General features: G+C 45.9%; 15 protein-coding genes. 1 reads left to right on the top strand and 14 read right to left on the bottom strand.

All coding sequences use genetic code 11. The features are described 5' to 3' along the window. Positions 1-18 precede the first annotated feature (18 nt). From coaE to citZ, 12 genes are all read right to left on the bottom strand, one after another. Positions 19-618: a dephospho-CoA kinase gene (coaE, locus tag JOC27_RS10650; RefSeq protein ID WP_205007305.1), complete on the bottom strand. Its 600-nt coding sequence runs from the start codon at positions 616-618 to the stop codon at positions 19-21. Further along, positions 612-1,451, bottom strand: coding sequence for a DNA-formamidopyrimidine glycosylase (gene mutM, locus JOC27_RS10645; RefSeq protein ID WP_205007280.1), 840 nt, complete (start codon positions 1,449-1,451; stop codon positions 612-614). Before mutM ends, coaE begins: the two co-directional genes overlap by 7 nt. Before the next feature lie 182 nt (positions 1,452-1,633). After that, entirely contained in the window at positions 1,634-4,264 is a 2,631-nt protein-coding gene (gene polA / locus JOC27_RS10640) for a DNA polymerase I (RefSeq protein WP_205007279.1), read from the bottom strand. Positions 4,265-4,699: 435 nt separating this feature from the next. Further along, the gene (gene pnpS, locus JOC27_RS10635) at positions 4,700-6,412 is read right to left on the bottom strand and encodes a two-component system histidine kinase PnpS (RefSeq protein ID WP_205007278.1); all 1,713 of its coding nucleotides are present in this window, start codon (positions 6,410-6,412) and stop codon (positions 4,700-4,702) included. Continuing rightward, complete coding sequence (locus JOC27_RS10630) at positions 6,393-7,088, bottom strand: response regulator transcription factor (protein WP_205007277.1); 696 nt, start codon at positions 7,086-7,088, stop codon at positions 6,393-6,395. Before JOC27_RS10630 ends, pnpS begins: the two co-directional genes overlap by 20 nt. A 106-nt stretch (positions 7,089-7,194) precedes the next feature. Further along, the gene (gene pstB, locus JOC27_RS10625) at positions 7,195-8,004 is read right to left on the bottom strand and encodes a phosphate ABC transporter ATP-binding protein PstB (RefSeq protein ID WP_205007276.1); all 810 of its coding nucleotides are present in this window, start codon (positions 8,002-8,004) and stop codon (positions 7,195-7,197) included. A gap of 13 nt (positions 8,005-8,017) precedes the next feature. Further along, the gene (gene pstA, locus JOC27_RS10620) at positions 8,018-8,905 is read right to left on the bottom strand and encodes a phosphate ABC transporter permease PstA (protein ID WP_205007275.1); all 888 of its coding nucleotides are present in this window, start codon (positions 8,903-8,905) and stop codon (positions 8,018-8,020) included. After that, positions 8,905-9,867, bottom strand: a complete 963-nt coding sequence (gene pstC, locus JOC27_RS10615) for a phosphate ABC transporter permease subunit PstC (protein WP_205007274.1) — start codon at positions 9,865-9,867, stop codon at positions 8,905-8,907. Before pstC ends, pstA begins: the two co-directional genes overlap by 1 nt. Before the next feature lie 107 nt (positions 9,868-9,974). Then, the gene (locus tag JOC27_RS10610; protein ID WP_205007273.1) at positions 9,975-10,898 is read right to left on the bottom strand and encodes a phosphate ABC transporter substrate-binding protein; all 924 of its coding nucleotides are present in this window, start codon (positions 10,896-10,898) and stop codon (positions 9,975-9,977) included. Between the two features lie 330 nt (positions 10,899-11,228). After that, positions 11,229-12,164, bottom strand: coding sequence for a malate dehydrogenase (gene mdh / locus JOC27_RS10605; protein WP_205007272.1), 936 nt, complete (start codon positions 12,162-12,164; stop codon positions 11,229-11,231). A 303-nt stretch (positions 12,165-12,467) separates the two neighbouring features. Next, complete coding sequence (gene icd / locus JOC27_RS10600) at positions 12,468-13,736, bottom strand: NADP-dependent isocitrate dehydrogenase (RefSeq protein WP_205007271.1); 1,269 nt, start codon at positions 13,734-13,736, stop codon at positions 12,468-12,470. A gap of 106 nt (positions 13,737-13,842) precedes the next feature. Further along, positions 13,843-14,958 (bottom strand): citrate synthase, encoded by a 1,116-nt coding sequence (gene citZ / locus JOC27_RS10595; RefSeq protein WP_205007270.1) that lies wholly within the window; start codon positions 14,956-14,958, stop codon positions 13,843-13,845. A gap of 234 nt (positions 14,959-15,192) precedes the next feature. Between citZ and ytvI the strand changes: the two genes are divergently transcribed. Next, positions 15,193-16,329, top strand: coding sequence for a sporulation integral membrane protein YtvI (gene ytvI, locus JOC27_RS10590; RefSeq protein WP_205007269.1), 1,137 nt, complete (start codon positions 15,193-15,195; stop codon positions 16,327-16,329). 7 nt (positions 16,330-16,336) lie between these two features. On the opposite strand, the gene JOC27_RS10585 is transcribed toward ytvI, so the two are convergent. Further along, complete coding sequence (locus JOC27_RS10585) at positions 16,337-16,738, bottom strand: FxsA family protein (RefSeq protein WP_205007268.1); 402 nt, start codon at positions 16,736-16,738, stop codon at positions 16,337-16,339. 33 nt (positions 16,739-16,771) lie between these two features. Then, positions 16,772-17,182, bottom strand: coding sequence for an acyl-CoA thioesterase (locus tag JOC27_RS10580; protein ID WP_205007267.1), 411 nt, complete (start codon positions 17,180-17,182; stop codon positions 16,772-16,774). Positions 17,183-17,574 lie beyond the last annotated feature (392 nt).

Here is a 17,574-nt window from a genome sequence, read left to right as displayed (position 1 = left end):
ATTACACGATGAGAAAGCTCAAATGAGATCCCAACTTTTGAGCAGATCGCGCAGTTGTTCATGTGTCTGGACTTGGGGCCCACTGTTATCGATTACTGCCGTAGCCATCTTTCGTTTCTCAGCAAGCGGCATTTGTGCACGAATGCGGGCCATTGCCTCTTCTTCTCCCAATTGATTTCGCTCCATCAATCGTTTAAGCTGAATCGGCTGAGGCACATAAACAACAATGCTCCGATCCGTCCAATCCTCAAGACCACTTTCAAACAGAAGCGGAATATCGAGAAAGACAACCGGCAGTCCTTGAGCCTGCAGCGCATCGAGTGTCTCCCGCATGCGCCGACGAATCAAGGGATGAAGCAGCGCGTTCAATTCTTTTCGTTTTTCTTGATCGGCAAAGACAAGGCGCCCCAGTTTGCCGCGGTCAAGCGAACCATCCGCATGGAGCACACCACGTCCAAAGCGTGCGACAAGACGTACCAGGCCTTCTTCACCCGGTCGCACGACATCCCGTGCGATTTGGTCGGCATCGATCAGAGGGAATCCCATTTCCTTCAGCCAGGTTGCAACTGTGCTTTTTCCGCTGGCAATGCCTCCCGTCAATCCGATTCGGATCATAATGTTTTTCCTCTTCTCTGACAATGCGGACATAGATGCGTGCCGCGCCCGCCGACTTTGATTTTCTCAATCACCGTACCGCAAATCGGGCATGGTTCGCCCTGTTGCCCATAAACTTGCAACTTTTGTTGAAAAAGGCCCATGTGACCTTGGCTATTCACAAATGTCCGCACAGAGCTGCCGCCCAGTGCAACCGCTTCGGACAAAGTGCTTACAATTGCCTCATGCAATCGACGGACTTTTGCAAGGCTCAGTGAAGCTGCTGGGGTGAGCGGATGAATCCGTGCGCGGAACAGCGCTTCATCGACATAGATATTGCCAAGGCCAACTACTGCAGTCTGATCAAGCAGAACGGGTTTTATCGCTCTGCTTGTCCGTAAACATGCCTGTTTGAGACACCGTACAGTAAATACCGAAGAGAAAGGCTCCGGCCCAAGTTTGCTAAGTGGCAGCTGCGTCTCCTCTTCCCCCGGTCGGAAAAGATGCATCGTCCCGAATTTTCGCACGTCACGATAGCGGAGCGCAGTCCCATCGGTAAAATGAAAGATAACGTGTGTATAGCGGTCGATCGGCACATTTTCCGGATCGAGCCGATAACGCCCCTCCATGCGCAGATGGGAAACCATGACAAGATGATCCAGTCGAAAGAGCAGGAATTTTCCGCGTCGATCCACGCATCGAATCGTCTCACCGCTGAGCATCTGCGCGAATTCTGCCGGGTCATCCGGTCTGCGAATAATATTCGGCCAACGCACTTCTACTTCTGAGATGGTTTTACCGGGAATCAATTCATTCAACGTTCTCTTTACAGTTTCGACTTCCGGTAGTTCCGGCATCATCCATTCATCCTTTCTTGAGAAAATTTTCGTTTTGCCAAGTCCTTTTTATATGAATCAAGCGCGGTTTACTCTCTACCCCACTTTAGTTGTTCGCTTGCGACGAGACGCCCGTGCATTTTCGCATGCTCTACTTTTTTCCTCTTTCCGAATAACTTCTCACGGCAGAAACTTTCGTAAATTTATTTCGCGTCATACCAAGTTGGGCCATACGCACACTGAACTTCAAGCGGCACGTGGAGTGCGATCGCGTGCTCCATAACGTCCGGCACGATCTGTTTCATGACGTCAAGTTCTTCATCCGGCACTTCAAAAATCAATTCGTCATGCACTTGAAGGAGCAGCCTGGATTTCAGATGTTCTGCCTTAAGTCGCTCATCCATCTGAATCATCGCCAGTTTGATCACGTCTGCCGCACTGCCTTGAATCGGCGTATTCATCGCTGTCCGTTCTGCAAAACTACGTTGGTTGAAATTGCGGCTATGTATATCCGGCAGATAGCGGCGCCGGTTCAGCAACGTCGTTACATAACCGTCTTCGCGCGCTTTCTTCACAATCTCATCCATATACTTTTGAACACCGGGATAGCTCATCAGATATTTTTCAATAAATTGGCCAGCTTCCTTGCGTGAAATACCGATATTCTGTGACAGTCCGTAATCGCTGATCCCATAAATAATACCGAAATTGACTGCTTTGGCATGTCGGCGCATCAGTGGCGTCACTTCCTCCTTCGAGACGCCGAAGACATCCATTGCTGTCTTGGTGTGGATATCCATTTCATCAATAAAGGCCTGTTTCAAGTTCGTGTCATCGGCAATATGTGCCAAGACGCGCAATTCAATCTGTGAATAGTCGGCTGAAAAAATCTGCCAACCCGGCTCCGCAGGCAGGAACGCCTGACGGATCTTGCGTCCTTCTTCCAGACGGATCGGGATATTCTGGAGATTCGGATCGACCGAGCTAAGCCGTCCCGTTTGCGTCAATGCCTGATTGTAACAGGTATGAATCTTTCCATCCTTTTCATTGATGACTTTCAGTAGCCCTTCGACATAAGTGGATTTCAACTTGCCGAGCTGACGAAAATCCAGAATCCGATCAATGATTTCATGGTGGCCGCGTAGTTTTTCCAGCACATCGGCAGCAGTTGAATAGCCGGTCTTCGTTTTCTTGATCGCTGGCAGCTGCAATTTCTCAAAAAGGATTTCACCGAGCTGTTTCGGTGAGTTTATATTGAATGAGAGTCCCGCCATTTGATAGATATCTTGTTCAATAATCTTAAGTGTCCGCTCCAATTCGCCGCCCATCGCACGCAGCGTGCCAGCGCTCGTTTTCACACCTGTGTATTCCATTTTCGCAAGCACTCGGGCAAGTGGCAACTCGAGATGAAATAAAAGATCTCTCTGTTGATTATCTTCCAATTCTTTTTCTAAAATCGGAGCAAGCGCAAGCAGTCCCTGTGCTTTGCGGCCGAGATGCTGAATCAACGGTTCTCCTGAAGGAATTTTTCTTTTGACGCCCTTGCCGTAAAAGTCATCATCCGCTTGCCCGCAGTCAATACCACGTTTTCGAGCGAGCTGAGCAAGATCCATGCCTGCCTCGGTCGTATCAATGAGATAGGCGGCCAGACGCGCATCAAAACGGATCCCACGAAGGTCGAGGCCACGCCATTTGAGCGCAACTTCGACAGCTTTACTATCCATCAGGATTTTCTCTTTCTGATCATCAACGAGCCACTCGGCAAAAGCCGGATCAGCCAATGCTGTCTCCGTATCCATATAAAAAATTCCTTTATTGCTTGCCCAGGAGAAACCGATAATGGCGCCATAATGATAATTGCTATCCAGCATTTCTGCAATCAGAGCGGTTGACGTATCAACCGTGTCGGTAGAAAAGTGGTCAAGCTGCATGACCGTGACCGAAGCGACCTTTTCTGTCGTATCCTCAGTTGCGCCAGCACCGATTTTTTCAAGCAGTGATTGAAAACCGAGATCACGAAAGAGTGCTGTCAATTTTGGCGTGATGGCTTGATGAAACGCGCAATCTTCCAGCCCAACTTCAACTGGCGACTCTCTATCAATCGTGGCAATCACTTTGCTCATCAACGCCTGCTGCTGATTATTTTCAAGATTCTCTTTCAGCTTCTTCCCGCTGATTTGCTCCAGATGTTCATAAACCGATTCAATTGTTCCAAACTGGCCGAGCAATTTCATCGCCGTTTTTTCACCGACCCCAGGAACGCCGGGAATATTATCAGAAGCATCGCCCATCAAACCTTTTAAATCAACTACCGCTTCCGGATCAATGCCATAGCGTTCATGAACCCGTGACCGATTATAACTATCTGTTTCTGTGATGCCCTTTTTAATCAAGGAAACAGAAATATGATCATCGACCAACTGCAGATAATCCTTATCACCTGTTACAATTTCAACTTCGAAGCCGGCATTTTGCGCTTGGCGCGAAAGCGTCCCGACAATATCATCAGCTTCATAATTATCAAGTTCATACCGCTGAATGCCCATGGCATCCAGCAATTCGAATACAAGTGGGAACTGTTGCGACAATTCAGGCGGTGTTTTTTGCCGACCACCCTTATATTCTTTATAGGTTTCGTGGCGAAACGTCGTCTTGCCGGCATCGAAAGCGACGAGCAAATGGGTCGGCTGCTCGTCCGCAATCACTTTCATCAGCATCATCGTAAAACCATAAACGGCATTGGTATACATGCCTTGGTTATTATTCAACAGTGGGAGCGCAAAAAAAGCGCGATAGACAACATTATTTCCATCAATTAGAACAAGCTTCTTCATTCAATATCCTCCTTCAATTCGAATCCTGTCTGCTCAAGCTGCGACAGAACCCAAGTGGTTATAAAATTTATACGCTCTTAATGTATAAGAAAAACAGGCTACGCCTGGTCCTTATTTGTATCAAATGTGCTTCGGCTGCTCGCTTGCCGCGGGCGTCGCGCGTCTCCTCAGACAGGGTGTAGTCTGTGGGGCATCACCTGTCCCAAAGTGAATCAAATGTCTGCATACGCTCCTATGCCGCTCGTTAAATGAAGTATTTCTCAAAGATCCACAGTGAAAAAAATCCGGAAGCGAATCTCCCGGATTTTGGCGTTCCTTTTCTATTTTAAAGCAAGCTGAATCTTTTATCCAATCAACCACTTCTGCGCCTTAATAGCGGCTGACGCGCAGGCGTTTCAGCATGATCAGCAAGCGTAGTCCAACTCAAAATTATTTCTAAGCAAGCGTTCTATTAAAAGTAATCGTAAACGTGGTCCCCTGTCCCAACTGACTGGTCACATGAATCCGTCCATGGTGGGCCTCGACCAGATGCTTGACAATTGCGAGACCCAGCCCCGTCCCACCGGAATCGCGGCTACGCGCCTTATCGACACGATAGAAGCGTTCAAATATTCGTGGAATTTGATCGGTGGCGATCCCGATACCTGTATCTGAGACAGTGAATCCAGCCGTTGTTTTCGTCTCCTCGACTGTGATCGTAATCGATCCGTGTTCGGGCGTATAAGCAATGGCGTTATTTATCAGATTAATCATGATCTGACGGATACGAAAGGAGTCGCCGACTACATTTCCCGCTGGTCCAGACAGGCGTTTAACCGTAATATGCTTTGATTCAGCCTTCTCTTTAAAGATCAGTAAAACGGTATCGAGCAGTTCGCTAAGTGATACATCCTGCCAATCCAATTCAAAATGTTCGCGTTCAATTTTCGATAAATCAAGCAGATCGGAAACCAGACTTTTCAGCCGCTGTCCTTCAAGGAGAATGATATTCAAAAATTGCTCTTCCGATTGACGATCCTCTCTAGCGCCGTCAAGCAGCGTTTCAGTGAAACCAATAATCGATGTAATCGGCGTCCGAAGCTCGTGGGACACGTTTGCGACAAAATCTCGTCGCATGCTTTCCAATTTTTTTAACGCCGTTATATCATGGAAAACAACGACAATACTTTGTACTCTAGAGCGGTAATCGAGCACAGGCGCAGCCGATACATCAAAATAGAGTCGATTAATGCCGACCGTTAGTTGCATTTGTTCCGTAACGCGTGCTTTGTCGGCAAAAACTTTTCGAACCAATATCTTGATGCCGTCATAGGGGATCGCCCATTCATAGTCAGCCATTAACCAATGGGCGGCTTCGGTATTAAAAATTTCTTTGAAGGCCTTATTAACGTAGCTAATGCGATGATTGCCATCGATTAAGAGCAGGCCGTTGCCAATATTTTCAATTAAAGTGCCCATGCTTCTGCGCTGGCGAGACAACGAGCGATCCATTTCGCTCATCTTTTCGGTCAGTCGATTCAAATTGAGATTCATGTGAAGCACATCTTCATGCTTTGCATTATCAGAAGCAATGAGATGATACTTGCCGTTCAATGAGGATTCAGCCATTTGTGCGGCAAAGCGTATCGGTTCCGTATACGAGCGATCGAGTCGTTCGCGAAAATAGACAATCGATAATCCACCAAGAAAAAGAAGGATATAGAGCAATTCAAGGCCGACAATCTTTGTGCGTCTGCCTTGAATCAACAAATAGCCGCTGCTCTTCTGATTCGAGTACAAGCGGCCTATGTACAGGGAATGGTCCCCTTTTTCTTGAAAGATCGGCGGATGAGTACCTTTCAGGCCCAAAATAGTTTTATCGCCTGCAGCATCTGTTGTGAAAACAGGTGTTCCGTCTTTCTGATAACGCGTAATCTTAATGTGTTCCTTTGCCGCATAATTCGCGAGTTCTGCATTGATCTGCGAGTTAGTGCCACTGGCCAATATCACTTGCCGAATCCATTCCCAGCGATTTTCCATTGCTAGTCGATCTTGGTGTTGGCAAGATAATTCAATTACTTTTTCAGACACGCTGAGTACAAACAGAAGCAGAACAATAACAAGTACCCATCGCAGTATTATTTGCCACTCAACTCTTCGGTTCTTCAAATTTATAACCCAGCCCTCTGACGGTCTTGATATAAACGGGTTTACGTGTCACATCCTCGATTTTTTCACGTAAATGGCTCACATGAACGTCTACAATCCGTGTGTCCCCAGCGAAATCGTAATTCCATACGGCATTCAATAATTGCTCCCGCGTCAACACGCGTCCTTTATGCCGCATCAGATAGACCAACAATTCAAATTCTTTCGGTGTCAGTACCATTTCCTCGCCTTTAAAGGTCGCTTCGAATTTATCTGGGAAAACGCGCAGATCGCCGGCAATCAGCATAGCACTCTGATCCCTGCTTCCAAGCTCGGTGCGCCGCAGAATTGCCTTTACACGTGCAACAAGTTCACGAGGACTAAATGGTTTTGTCAAATAATCATCTGCGCCCAGTTCAAGTCCCAGCACTTTATCCAGTTCATCATCTCTAGCTGTCAGCATAATAATCGGAACATTAATAAATTCCTGCCGTAGTTGTTTGCACACGTCCATTCCGTCCATTTCCGGCAACATTAAATCGAGGACAATCAGATCCGGATGTTGCTCGCGAACAAGTGGCAACACTTCGGAACCTTTACCTGCGGAAATCACATCAAAACCTGCTTTTGTTAAATTAAATGAAAGTAGGGTTACAATCGACGGTTCATCATCGACAACAAGAATTTTCTTAGGCAAGAGGACAACACCTCTGTTTCATTGTAAATTGTTCCAATACTTTTCCATAACATGGATACACTTGTATTGTACCTGTATTGGAAAAGCGGCGCAATCCAGTTGACGATCAGCCGAAACGCCCAGAAATATAATCTGCAGTGCTCTTTTTCTCCGGGTGATTAAATAAATCCGATGTAAAGCCAAATTCAACCAACTCGCCCTGGTAAAAGAAAGCGGTATAGTCGGCAATTCGAGCTGCCTGCTGCATATTATGTGTCACAATCACAACCGTATAGTCTTCTTTGAGCTGTAGTAGCAATTCTTCAATTTTGGAACTGGAAACTGGGTCAAGCGCTGATGTCGGTTCATCAAGCAGAATAACCTGAGGTTTCAATGCAAGCGCACGTGCGATGCAAAGACGTTGCTGCTGGCCGCCGGATAAACCTGTTGCCGAACGATCCAGTCGATCTTTAACTTCATCCCACAAACCAACATATTTCAAGCAGTCCTCAGTAATTTCCTGCAATTCCTTTTTGTTTCGCACGCCAGCAAATTTAAGCGGAAGCTGAATATTTTCGCGGATCGATTTTGGAAATGGGTTTGGCTGCTGAAAAACCATGCCGATCGCTTTACGAAGCTGAACCACATCAATTTTCGGATTGAGAATGTTGGCGCCTTTATATTCAATTGTTCCTTCGCAGCGCGCAGAAGGGATCAGATCATTCATTCTATTGATCGTGCGAATAAAGGTCGATTTGCCACATCCAGAGGGGCCAATCAATGCAGTAATTGATTTTTCGTGAATTGGCATAGAAATATCCTTTACCGCGTGATTTGTTCCATAATAAATATTGACTTTATCAACATGGATTTGAACGGGTTTCTCAGTTATATCTTTCTTTGTGAAGTTCGCTACTTTTGTTTCTAATTGAATCATCTTTATTTCCCCCTTAAGCTTTTCCTGAAAGTTTTTGATGAATCCATTTTCCAACACCACGGGCCAGCAAATTGAAGAGTAAGACACAGATAACGAGCACAGCAGCCGAACCGTTAGCAACCGTCTGAACGTCAGGGATAATACCATTTGTATTAACAGCCCAGATATGCACCGAAAGTGTTTCAGCCGAACGGAACATATTCAGCGGTGAATTAGGCGATGCCGGATTCCAGTTTGCAAAGTCCAGATTTGGTGTAGAAAGTCCTGCAGTAAACAGCAACGCTGCCGATTCACCAAAAACGCGTCCAGCAGAAAGAATGACGCCTGTCAAAATACTCGGAAAGGCTGCGGGTAAGAGAATTTTTTTAATCGTATGCCAATGCGTCATACCGAGCGCTAATCCGCCTTCCTTCTGATGCCGGGATAAAGCGCGGAACCCATCTTCTGTGACGCGGACGATGACAGGCAAATTAAAGACCGTCAATGCGAGCGCACCGGAGAGAACGGAATATCGGAATTGAAAATAATTCACAAAAAGTAGCATACCAAACATACCGACAACAATTGACGGTAGCGAGGCTAGCACTTCCACACAGGAACGGATAAAAGATGTTAATTTTCCCGGTTTCGCGTATTCTGCAAGGTAAATTCCGCCACATACGCCAATTGGAACAGTCAAGAGCATCGTAAGAAATAAGACATAGAAAGAATTCCAAAGCTGATCCTTGATCCCGCCTCCAGCAAGGAAAGTGCTAGATTCACTTGTCAGGAAACGCCATGAGATACTGGTTACCCCATTAACCAGTATATAGCCGAGCAAAGCAAGCAAAATCGCCGCCATAATTCCTGCGCACAGAACAATCAGCGACAGGGCAATTCGATTCGTCACTTTACTGTTCATCACAGCACCCTCTTTCTGGAAAGAAACCGAACCAAGAGAATAAACAAGTAAGAAATCAATAATAAAACAAGTCCAAGCGACCAAAGTGCGTCATTGAGTACACTGCCAGTTGTACTGTTGCCCATGCTCAGAGTAATAATGGTAGTCAGTGTCGCCGCTGGATCGAAAAGGGAATGAGGGAGATTCCGTGCATTTCCGATAACCATCTGAACCGCCAGTGCTTCACCGAAAGCGCGGGACATGCCAAGTACAATTGCAGTAATCAAGTTTGCCCCCGCTGCCGGAATGACTACACGCCAAATCGTCTGCCATTTTGTGCCGCCAATCGCATAAGAAGCTTCACGGAGTGAATTCGGCACGGCGCGAATACTGTCGGCTGCAATACTGGCCACAGTTGGTAGAATCATGATGCCAACAACCAGAGCACCTGTAATCAAATTGAATCCGGACCCACCAAAATGAATACGCATGAACGGAACCACAACAAGCAAACCAATCAATCCGTACACAACAGATGGAATGCCAACAAGAATTTCAATGACTGGTTGCATCAGGCGCTGGCCCCATTTTTGTGACAGTTCCGCCATGAAAATAGCCGTACCCACCGCAATCGGCGTCGCAATTACTGCGGCGAGCAGTGTTACCGCCATCGAACCGAAGATAAACGGTAGCGCCCCAAACGACGGGTGAGTGGCTGAGTCAGGATACCACTGCATCCCCGTGATAAAAGTCCATGGATTGATATGATCGACAACAAACGAACGTAATCCCTGAACCATTAAAAATAATGTTATTGCAATGACCGCAACAATCATCAACAACGCGCAGCTGAAAATCAGAAATTTGCCTCTGCTTTCACTGTACCGGTTCGTTAATTGTTTGAATAAGCCTGATTCCTTTAAGAGCGAAGGATCTGTCTGCTTGGAAAGGGCTTCTTCGGTCAATCCCCTGCTTGCTTTCATCATCACACCCCATTACTTTTTACTCTATATACTCTATATACAGTGGTAAGCGGGAATCCCAAAAGAATCCCGCTCCACTTATTTTATTTTTTATTTAGCTTGCGATTTTATTTGCTCGATACTTTACCCGTAGCATCGCGCTGTACCGTCATCTTATCTACGGACAGATAGCCTTGAGCCGGCACATCTTTGCCCTGTACATCGGAACCAACCATGTAATCAATGAACGCCTTAACCAATTTGGAAGGTGCTTTTTTTGTATACATGTGTTCGTAAGCCCATACTGGGAATTTGCCCGATGCTACAGTTGCATCAGTTGCTTCTACACCATCGATGGAAAGTTTAACAACTGAGTTGTCGCTGGCTTTGAAGTATGAGAGTGCCATATAGCCAATCGCGCCAGGAGTCTGTGCAATAATTTTCTTTACTGTATCCGTTGAATCCTGTGTAATACCTTCAGCAGGTGTTTTGCCATCCAATGCAAATTGGTCGAATGTTGCTCGGGTACCTGAACCGTCAGGACGGTTAACTAATGTGATTTTCACGTCTTTACCGCCGACTTCTTTCCAGTTCTTTACCTTACCGGTAAACACTTTAATCAAATCAGCTTTGGAAAGATTTTTCACACCGGCTTTAGGGTTGACAGCGGCTGTCATACCAACCACAGCTACTTTGTTATCCGCAAGCTTGCTTGCGTCAATGCTCTTGCCGTTTTCTGCAAAGATATCAGACATACCAATGTCAAAATTACCCGCAGAAACACTGCTCAGCCCTGTACCGCTACCGCCGCCTTGTACATCAATCTGTACATTTGGGTTTTTATCCATAAATTCTTTTGCGGCTTGAGCTGCCAAAGGCTGAAGCGCTGTGGATCCACCAATCGTGAGCTTGCCAGACAATGATGAAGATGAACTGCTGCTGGAACTTGTTGTGCTGCTTCCTGTTGATGATTTGCCGCAGGCACCAAGAACAAGGACCATTGAGAATGCAAGCAGCAGGCTAACGATCGTTAGCAAACTCTTCTTTTTCATAAGACTGTTTTCCCCCTCAAAGTTTTCATACCCTTCTTACAGTGTCCATATTAAAGGGTGACTATTAATCGCATATAAACCCTTTGTAAATTTAATGTAAAGGCGAATATTGTCGACTGTTATGCCCTTGAAATTGACCGATATGTCCTTCAAAGACAAATTTTCCGCTCACTTCACGCTATTTGGACACTCCTTTAGTATTTGCTGAAATGTCTGCTTTATTGCGTGAGTCTTTGTTAAAGTCTCTATCAATACTTGCAAAAAAGATGCCTCAAGGCCGAAAAACGGTTGTTGAGGCATCTCTAAAGGAATCAATTTTCTGTTTGATGTTTATATTGTCTGCAAAACACGTTTGACTGATTGGACGGAGACGTCAAGCGCTGATTTTTCTTCTTTCATCAACGCCAGCTCAATAACTTTCTCAATCCCATTCTTGCCAAGCAAAACCGGGACACCGAGGCAGATGTTGCTGTAGCCGTATTCGCCATCAAGATAGGCAATAGCTGGCAGGATTTTTCGTTTGTCTTTCAAAATTGCTTCAGCCATCTGCACAAGAGCGGCAGCTGGTGCATAGTAGGCACTGCCGTTGCCAAGTAGCGAAACAATTTCTCCACCACCTTTGCGTGTCCTTTCAACAATCGCGTCAATTCGATCCTTGGCTAACAAGGTTTCTACAGGTATGCCGCCGACATAAGAATAGCGTGTCAAAGGAACCATAGAATCGCCATGTCCGCCAAGCACAAAACCGGTAACGTCTTCTACAGAAACATTAAGTTCCTGGGCAATGAAAGTACGGAAACGGGCTGTATCCAGCACACCTGACTGACCAATTACACGAGTTTTCGGAAATCCGGATTCCTTAAGGACCGTATATGTCATGGCATCGACCGGGTTGCTAAGCACAAGGATTGTACATTTCGGTGAATGACGGACAATTTGTTGCGTGACCTCTTTCATAATGCCGGCGTTAATCGCGACAAGATCATCACGGCTCATTCCTGGCTTTCGAGCAATTCCTGCGGTAATGATAATCACATCTGAATTCGCTGTCTCCGTATAATCAGATGTCCCCGTAATCTGAACGTCAAAGCCTTGGATTGGCGAAGCTTCGAGCATATCAAGTGCTTTTCCTTTTGCCGGTTTCTCCATCTTAGGTATATCAAGCAGAACAACATCAGCTAGTTCTTTTTGGGCAATGAGAAATGCTGCTGTTGCTCCTGTAAATCCAGCACCGATAACCGACACCTTTTTACGATTGACAGACATAACCGGTCCCCTCCATTTAACAGCGCTCGCGTTAATCGAATGTATGCGCTGTCATTTATTGTCGAAAAAAAAGCCGTGACAGACCGAACGGTGCAAAAGAATAAAGCACTCAAAATCCAACGATGCTCGCTGGTTGACAGGACACATAAAGTGCCAAATCCACCGGCTTATCTCGCTCACTTTCGATTATAGCATAGTTCAGTAAACAACCGGGATTCAAATGAATCCCGGTTGTTTACTGAACGAAATGTATGTGAGAGCCGCACGGGAGACCTTATCGTCTATCCGCAGCCTTCAATTCCTTTAAAGATTGCTAATGACTGCATCGGCAAATTCGGAACACTTGACTTCTTTAGCGCCCTCCATCAGCCGAGCAAAATCGTAAGTGACAGTTTTTGCAGATATCGTTTTTTCAATGGCTTGCGTGATCAATTGGGCAGCCTCATACCATTTAAGATGTTCCAACATCAGGACGCCGGACAGAATGACGGACGAAGGATTTACCTTATCTAATCCGGCATATTTCGGTGCCGTGCCATGTGTTGCTTCAAAAATTGCGATTCCTGTTTCATAATTGATGTTGGCACCTGGAGCAATGCCAATTCCGCCAACTTGGGCAGCAAGTGCATCAGAGATATAATCGCCGTCAAGATTCATTGTCGCCACAACATCGTATTCAGCAGGACGCGTTAGAATCTGCTGAAGAAAATTATCAGCGATCGCGTCTTTAACTAGAACCTTCCCACTATCAATTGCTTCTTGTTGCGCTGCGTCTGCCGCGTCTTTTCCTTTTTCCGCTTTAATCGCATCATATTGTTTCCATGAAAATGTTTTGTCAGCAAATTCTTTTTCGGCGAGGGCATAGCCCCAATTTTTGAAGGCACCTTCAGTAAACTTCATAATATTGCCCTTATGCACCAATGTCACACTTTTTCGGCCTTCGCTGATTGCATAGCGAATTGCCGCGCGCACAAGACGCTCCGTCCCTTCTTTGGATACTGGTTTTACACCAATACCGGAAGTCTCCGGAAAACGAATCTTGCGGACACCCATTTCATTTTGCAGAAATTGAATAACTTTCCGCACTTCGGCGGTGCCAGATTCAAATTCGATGCCGGCATAAATATCTTCTGTATTTTCACGGAAGATGACCATATCAACAAGTTCTGGCTGTTTCACCGGCGAAGGAACGCCTTGAAAATAGCGCACCGGGCGAAGACAGGTAAACAAATCTAATTGTTGACGCAATGCGACATTCAGCGAGCGGATTCCACCACCGACCGGCGTCGTAAGCGGGCCTTTGATCGCAATCACATACGCCTTAATCGCGTCAAGAGTTTCCTGAGGGAGCCACTCCCCAGTCGTGTCAAACGCTTTTTGCCCGCAGAGTAGTTCTTTCCAAACAATCTTTTTTTCACCGTTATAAGCTTTCGCAATGGCAGCATCGAAAACTCTTGATGCTGCTTTCCAAATATCCGGCCCGATCCCGTCCCCTTCAATAAAAGGAACGATAGGATGATTTGGAACTTTTAATTCGCCGTTGTCTACACTGATTTTTTCGCCTTGCATCACGTCTCGGACCTCCTACTGGTTCTGTATGCGATTAATCATTCTTTACATCTTGCAAGATTATTATAACAGTTACACCAGTTTCTTGTTACCTTCAGTGTGAAGAAGCTTAGCGCGCATCCACAGGAACATAGGCGCGGTACGGCTGTCCATTGTATTCCGCTCTCGGTCGAATCAGTCGATTGTCACCAAGTTGCTCGAGAATATGAGCCACCCATCCGGATGTACGGCTGACTGCAAAGACTGGTGTAAACAGATCAGTCTCAATGCCAAGGGTATGGTAAATCGTTGCTGAATAGAAATCCGTATTCGGCAAGAGACCCTTCCGATTCCTAATCAATTCTTCAATGTGTGCGGAAAGTAAATAGAGTTTCTCCTCACCACTGTCCTGTGTTAGCTCTTCAGCCATCTTCTTTTGAATACGTGCACGAGGATCCCCGTTTTTATAGACGCGATGACCAAAACCCATAATCTTCTGTTTCTTAGCAAGCGCATCTTCGATAAAGAAATCTGCCTCACTAATAGAAGTGATTTTATCGAGCATACGCATCACTTGCTCGTTCGCACCGCCATGCAGCGGTCCTTTTAATGCGCCGATTGCCGCCGTAACACCTGAGTAAATATCCGACAGTGTCGCGACACAGACCCGCGCGGTAAATGTTGAGGCATTCAATTCATGATCAGCATGAAGAATTAGCGCTTTATCAAAAGTTCTCGCTGCAACTGTACTGGGCTCTTTTCCTTTCAGCATGTAAAGGAAATTAGCTGCGAAACCGAGATCCTTGCGCGGTGCAACGGGCTCCAGCCCTTGGCGGATTCGTGAAAATGCAGTCACAATTGTTGAAATCTTTGCCTGGATACGTATTGCTTTTTGTTTATTTGTCTTTTCATCCATGTCATCTGCTTGCTCATCGAGCACGCCTAGCGCCGATACTGCTGTTCTCAGTACTGCCATCGGATGAACCTTCTGGTGGGGCAGAGCCTTAATCAGATCATAAATCTCATCAGGAACCGTAGCGTTATTGGCTAAATTCGAACGGAATTCACGCAATTGAACGGCATCGGGTAATTCTCCGTTCCAGAGCAGATAAACGACTTCTTCAAATGTCGCCTGTTCGGCGAGATCCTCAATGCTGTATCCCCGATAAGTCAGCACATCGTTATGAATGGAACTAATCGCTGATGTCGTTGCAACAATGCCTTCCAATCCTTTTGTCGTCGTCATTTAAATAACCCCCTAAGCTAAAATGAACGTGAGGCTAAGGAACATTGTAAGCGCTTAATTTGAACGGAATTTAAAGGACACATCTTCTAATGATGATTATAGACTGATTAGTCATTTTTGTGAACAGAAATGCCTTTCGGAAATAATTTTCGATCTTCCAACAGTACGACTCGAATCAAATCCGTCATACGTTCTTGTCCGATGAATAATTATAAATGAAGGTGGGATCAGGCCATGCAATCAAACAAAACAGAGACACCCCAAAAATGGGTTGGCACGTTCAGTCGTGCGGTCCTCGTTCTACTTGCCGTTTCTATTCTACTGGCGGCCGTTACACTGGCATTCCGCTATGCACTGCCCTTTTTGATCGCTATTGCTTTGGCACTGCTTCTTAACCCGGTGGTCGCATTCGTCGCTAAAAAAACCGCCCTGCCGCGCGGTCTCGCTTCTTTTGTTGTGCTGTTCGCCTTTTTTTCAGTCGCCATCGGTCTAATGCTTGGCCTCGCACTAGCATTGATTAAAGGCATCACTTCCCTAACTAAAGATATGCCTTATCATCTAGGTGCTCTGATCGGTGACTTGCAAACCTTCTTTTTCGCCAAGCTGCTCCCCTCTTGGGAACAAGCAACTCATATCTTCTCAGGCATCACCGAAGGTCAGCAGAAGACTGTGCAGCTCAATCTTGAAAGCATGGTTGCGACGCTCATGAATTTCCTGAATGATTTGATTACACACGCACTGCAGAGTCTGACACAGTTTGTCGGTTCATTACCAAATACATTGCTCTCTGCGGCCTTTATTTTTCTAGCGTCTTTCTTCATTTCTAAAGATGCTGACGTGCTCAAGGCACGTTTATCTGAATGGCTGATACCTACGATTAGGCAACCCTTGTCACGCGTGTTTCAAGAATTAAAACGAACGTCCGTCGGTTTTGTGCGCGCGCAATTTCTTCTTGTGCTTCTGACGATGCTTACCCTTTTGATCGGTCTTTTAATCCTTCGCACCGGACATGCCTTTATCATTGCCCTATTTGCTGGCCTTGTCGATCTGATTCCTTATCTTGGAACAGGCGTTATCTTTATTCCCTGGATAATTTTCCAGATGCTACAGCATCATTATTCGCTGGCCCTCGCGCTGACTAGCCTTTATCTCGCGGTGGTCATTCAACGACAGCTTCTTGAACCCAAAATTCTATCACAGGCAATCGGTCTTGACCCCTTGGTCGCGCTTATCTCACTGTATTTCGGCTTCCGTTGGCTCGGTTTCTCCGGTCTTGTTATCGGCCCTTTAACTGTCGTTGTTTTGAAAGCACTCTATCAGACCGGCACACTAGCAATGATTTGGCGCTATATCATAAAGGGTAATGAATAATTAGCTCTTACCCTTTTCGATAGGCGATAAATGAAAATTTATTTCTATTGAACCAATCCTTTAGCCAAAATTTTATCTTCCGAATCAAACGATGACGGAAATATGGAAGAAGCAAAAGAATACTCGCTATGTCGCTTAAAAAACCAGGAACAATCAGCAAAATGCCGGCGAAAAGCAGACAGATCCCATTCAGCAGCGCTTCTCCGGGCAGATGGCGAATGCGCAATTGCTTTCGAACATGACGAACAACCGAAAATCCTTGATGCCATATAAGGAAGAGGCCGATCAGAACGTCGATAACGAGCAGCAAAACGGTATAAGCTGCGCCAATGAGATGCGAAACAAAATACAGGCCGGCGATTTCAATCAGAAAGAAGGACAGTAAAATGAGAATAATTTTTCTCAGCATTCGCCTTCATCCCTTCTATTCGTGTCCGTCAATTTATTTTAACTCATTAAGAAGCAACTGATGCAATTCCGGTCGTTTCTTTCGCAGCGAGACCGGCTTCATCTGCAAATCTGTCCAGCAATGTGTGCTTGTCCCATCAACAAGAAGCCTGCCTGTCTGATGATTGAAAACTTTATAGGCGAATGTCATTTTAATACTGTCGTAGCTGCTTAGCTTAGTCTCTACAATGATTTCGTCATCATATTTTGCTGGAGAATGGTAGTGAACGGCAATACCAATGACCGGAATCATCAGCCCTTCCTCTTCGATTCTGCGATAAGAAAGGCCTAGATTTTTCACCCAGTCTGTACGCGCTACCTCAAACCAGTTGACATATTGACTATGGTGAACAACACCCATCTTATCTGTTTCGTTATAACGTGCCCTGAAACAAGTCTTCGACATACACAAAAAAATCGCTCCCCTAAACTATTCTTAGAAAAACTTGGCATAGCCACGTCCTTTTTCAACTATTGCGTTCCGGTCGCTCGCTTGCCGCGGGCGCCGCGCGTCTCCTCAGACAAGCAGAATCTGCCGAGGCTCACTTGGCTCGCTTTTCCCGCAAGGCACCAGCGCACCTGCGCTACATTTTTCGTCAAAAGTCCAATACCTATCTTTTCAGTTTAGAAAAACTAGGTTTCGCCAGATGCCGCGCACACCCTTTTTTTAAACAAAAATCTTAATATTTATCATTCTTAGTGCAATCGAGTAGGAGGAAGCCTTCGGCTTCCGACCTCTCACACCACCGTGCGTACGGTTCCGTACACGGCGGTTCCATAATTTACACGCATACGCTC

It is taken from the genome of Sporolactobacillus spathodeae (genome assembly GCF_016908935.1).
GTDB lineage: Bacteria > Bacillota > Bacilli > Bacillales > Sporolactobacillaceae > Sporolactobacillus > Sporolactobacillus spathodeae.
The sequence above is the reverse complement of the archived record's forward strand: the minus strand, read 5'-3'. Positions and strand labels throughout refer to the sequence as shown.

Excerpts from the sequence above, each read along its gene's own strand:
- pstB (WP_205007276.1), bottom strand. The coding sequence starts at position 8,004 with ATGATTCAATTAGAAACAAAAGTAGCGAACTTCACAAAGAAAGATATA.
- JOC27_RS10610 (WP_205007273.1), bottom strand. The coding sequence starts at position 10,898 with ATGAAAAAGAAGAGTTTGCTAACGATCGTTAGCCTGCTGCTTGCATTC.
- pstC (WP_205007274.1), bottom strand. The coding sequence starts at position 9,867 with ATGAAAGCAAGCAGGGGATTGACCGAAGAAGCCCTTTCCAAGCAGACA.
- polA (WP_205007279.1), bottom strand. The coding sequence starts at position 4,264 with ATGAAGAAGCTTGTTCTAATTGATGGAAATAATGTTGTCTATCGCGCT.
- ytvI (WP_205007269.1), top strand. The coding sequence starts at position 15,193 with ATGCAATCAAACAAAACAGAGACACCCCAAAAATGGGTTGGCACGTTC.
- mutM (WP_205007280.1), bottom strand. The coding sequence starts at position 1,451 with ATGCCGGAACTACCGGAAGTCGAAACTGTAAAGAGAACGTTGAATGAA.
- pstA (WP_205007275.1), bottom strand. The coding sequence starts at position 8,905 with ATGAACAGTAAAGTGACGAATCGAATTGCCCTGTCGCTGATTGTTCTG.
- citZ (WP_205007270.1), bottom strand. The coding sequence starts at position 14,958 with ATGACGACGACAAAAGGATTGGAAGGCATTGTTGCAACGACATCAGCG.
- mdh (WP_205007272.1), bottom strand. The coding sequence starts at position 12,164 with ATGTCTGTCAATCGTAAAAAGGTGTCGGTTATCGGTGCTGGATTTACA.
- JOC27_RS10580 (WP_205007267.1), bottom strand. The coding sequence starts at position 17,182 with ATGTCGAAGACTTGTTTCAGGGCACGTTATAACGAAACAGATAAGATG.
- JOC27_RS10585 (WP_205007268.1), bottom strand. The coding sequence starts at position 16,738 with ATGCTGAGAAAAATTATTCTCATTTTACTGTCCTTCTTTCTGATTGAA.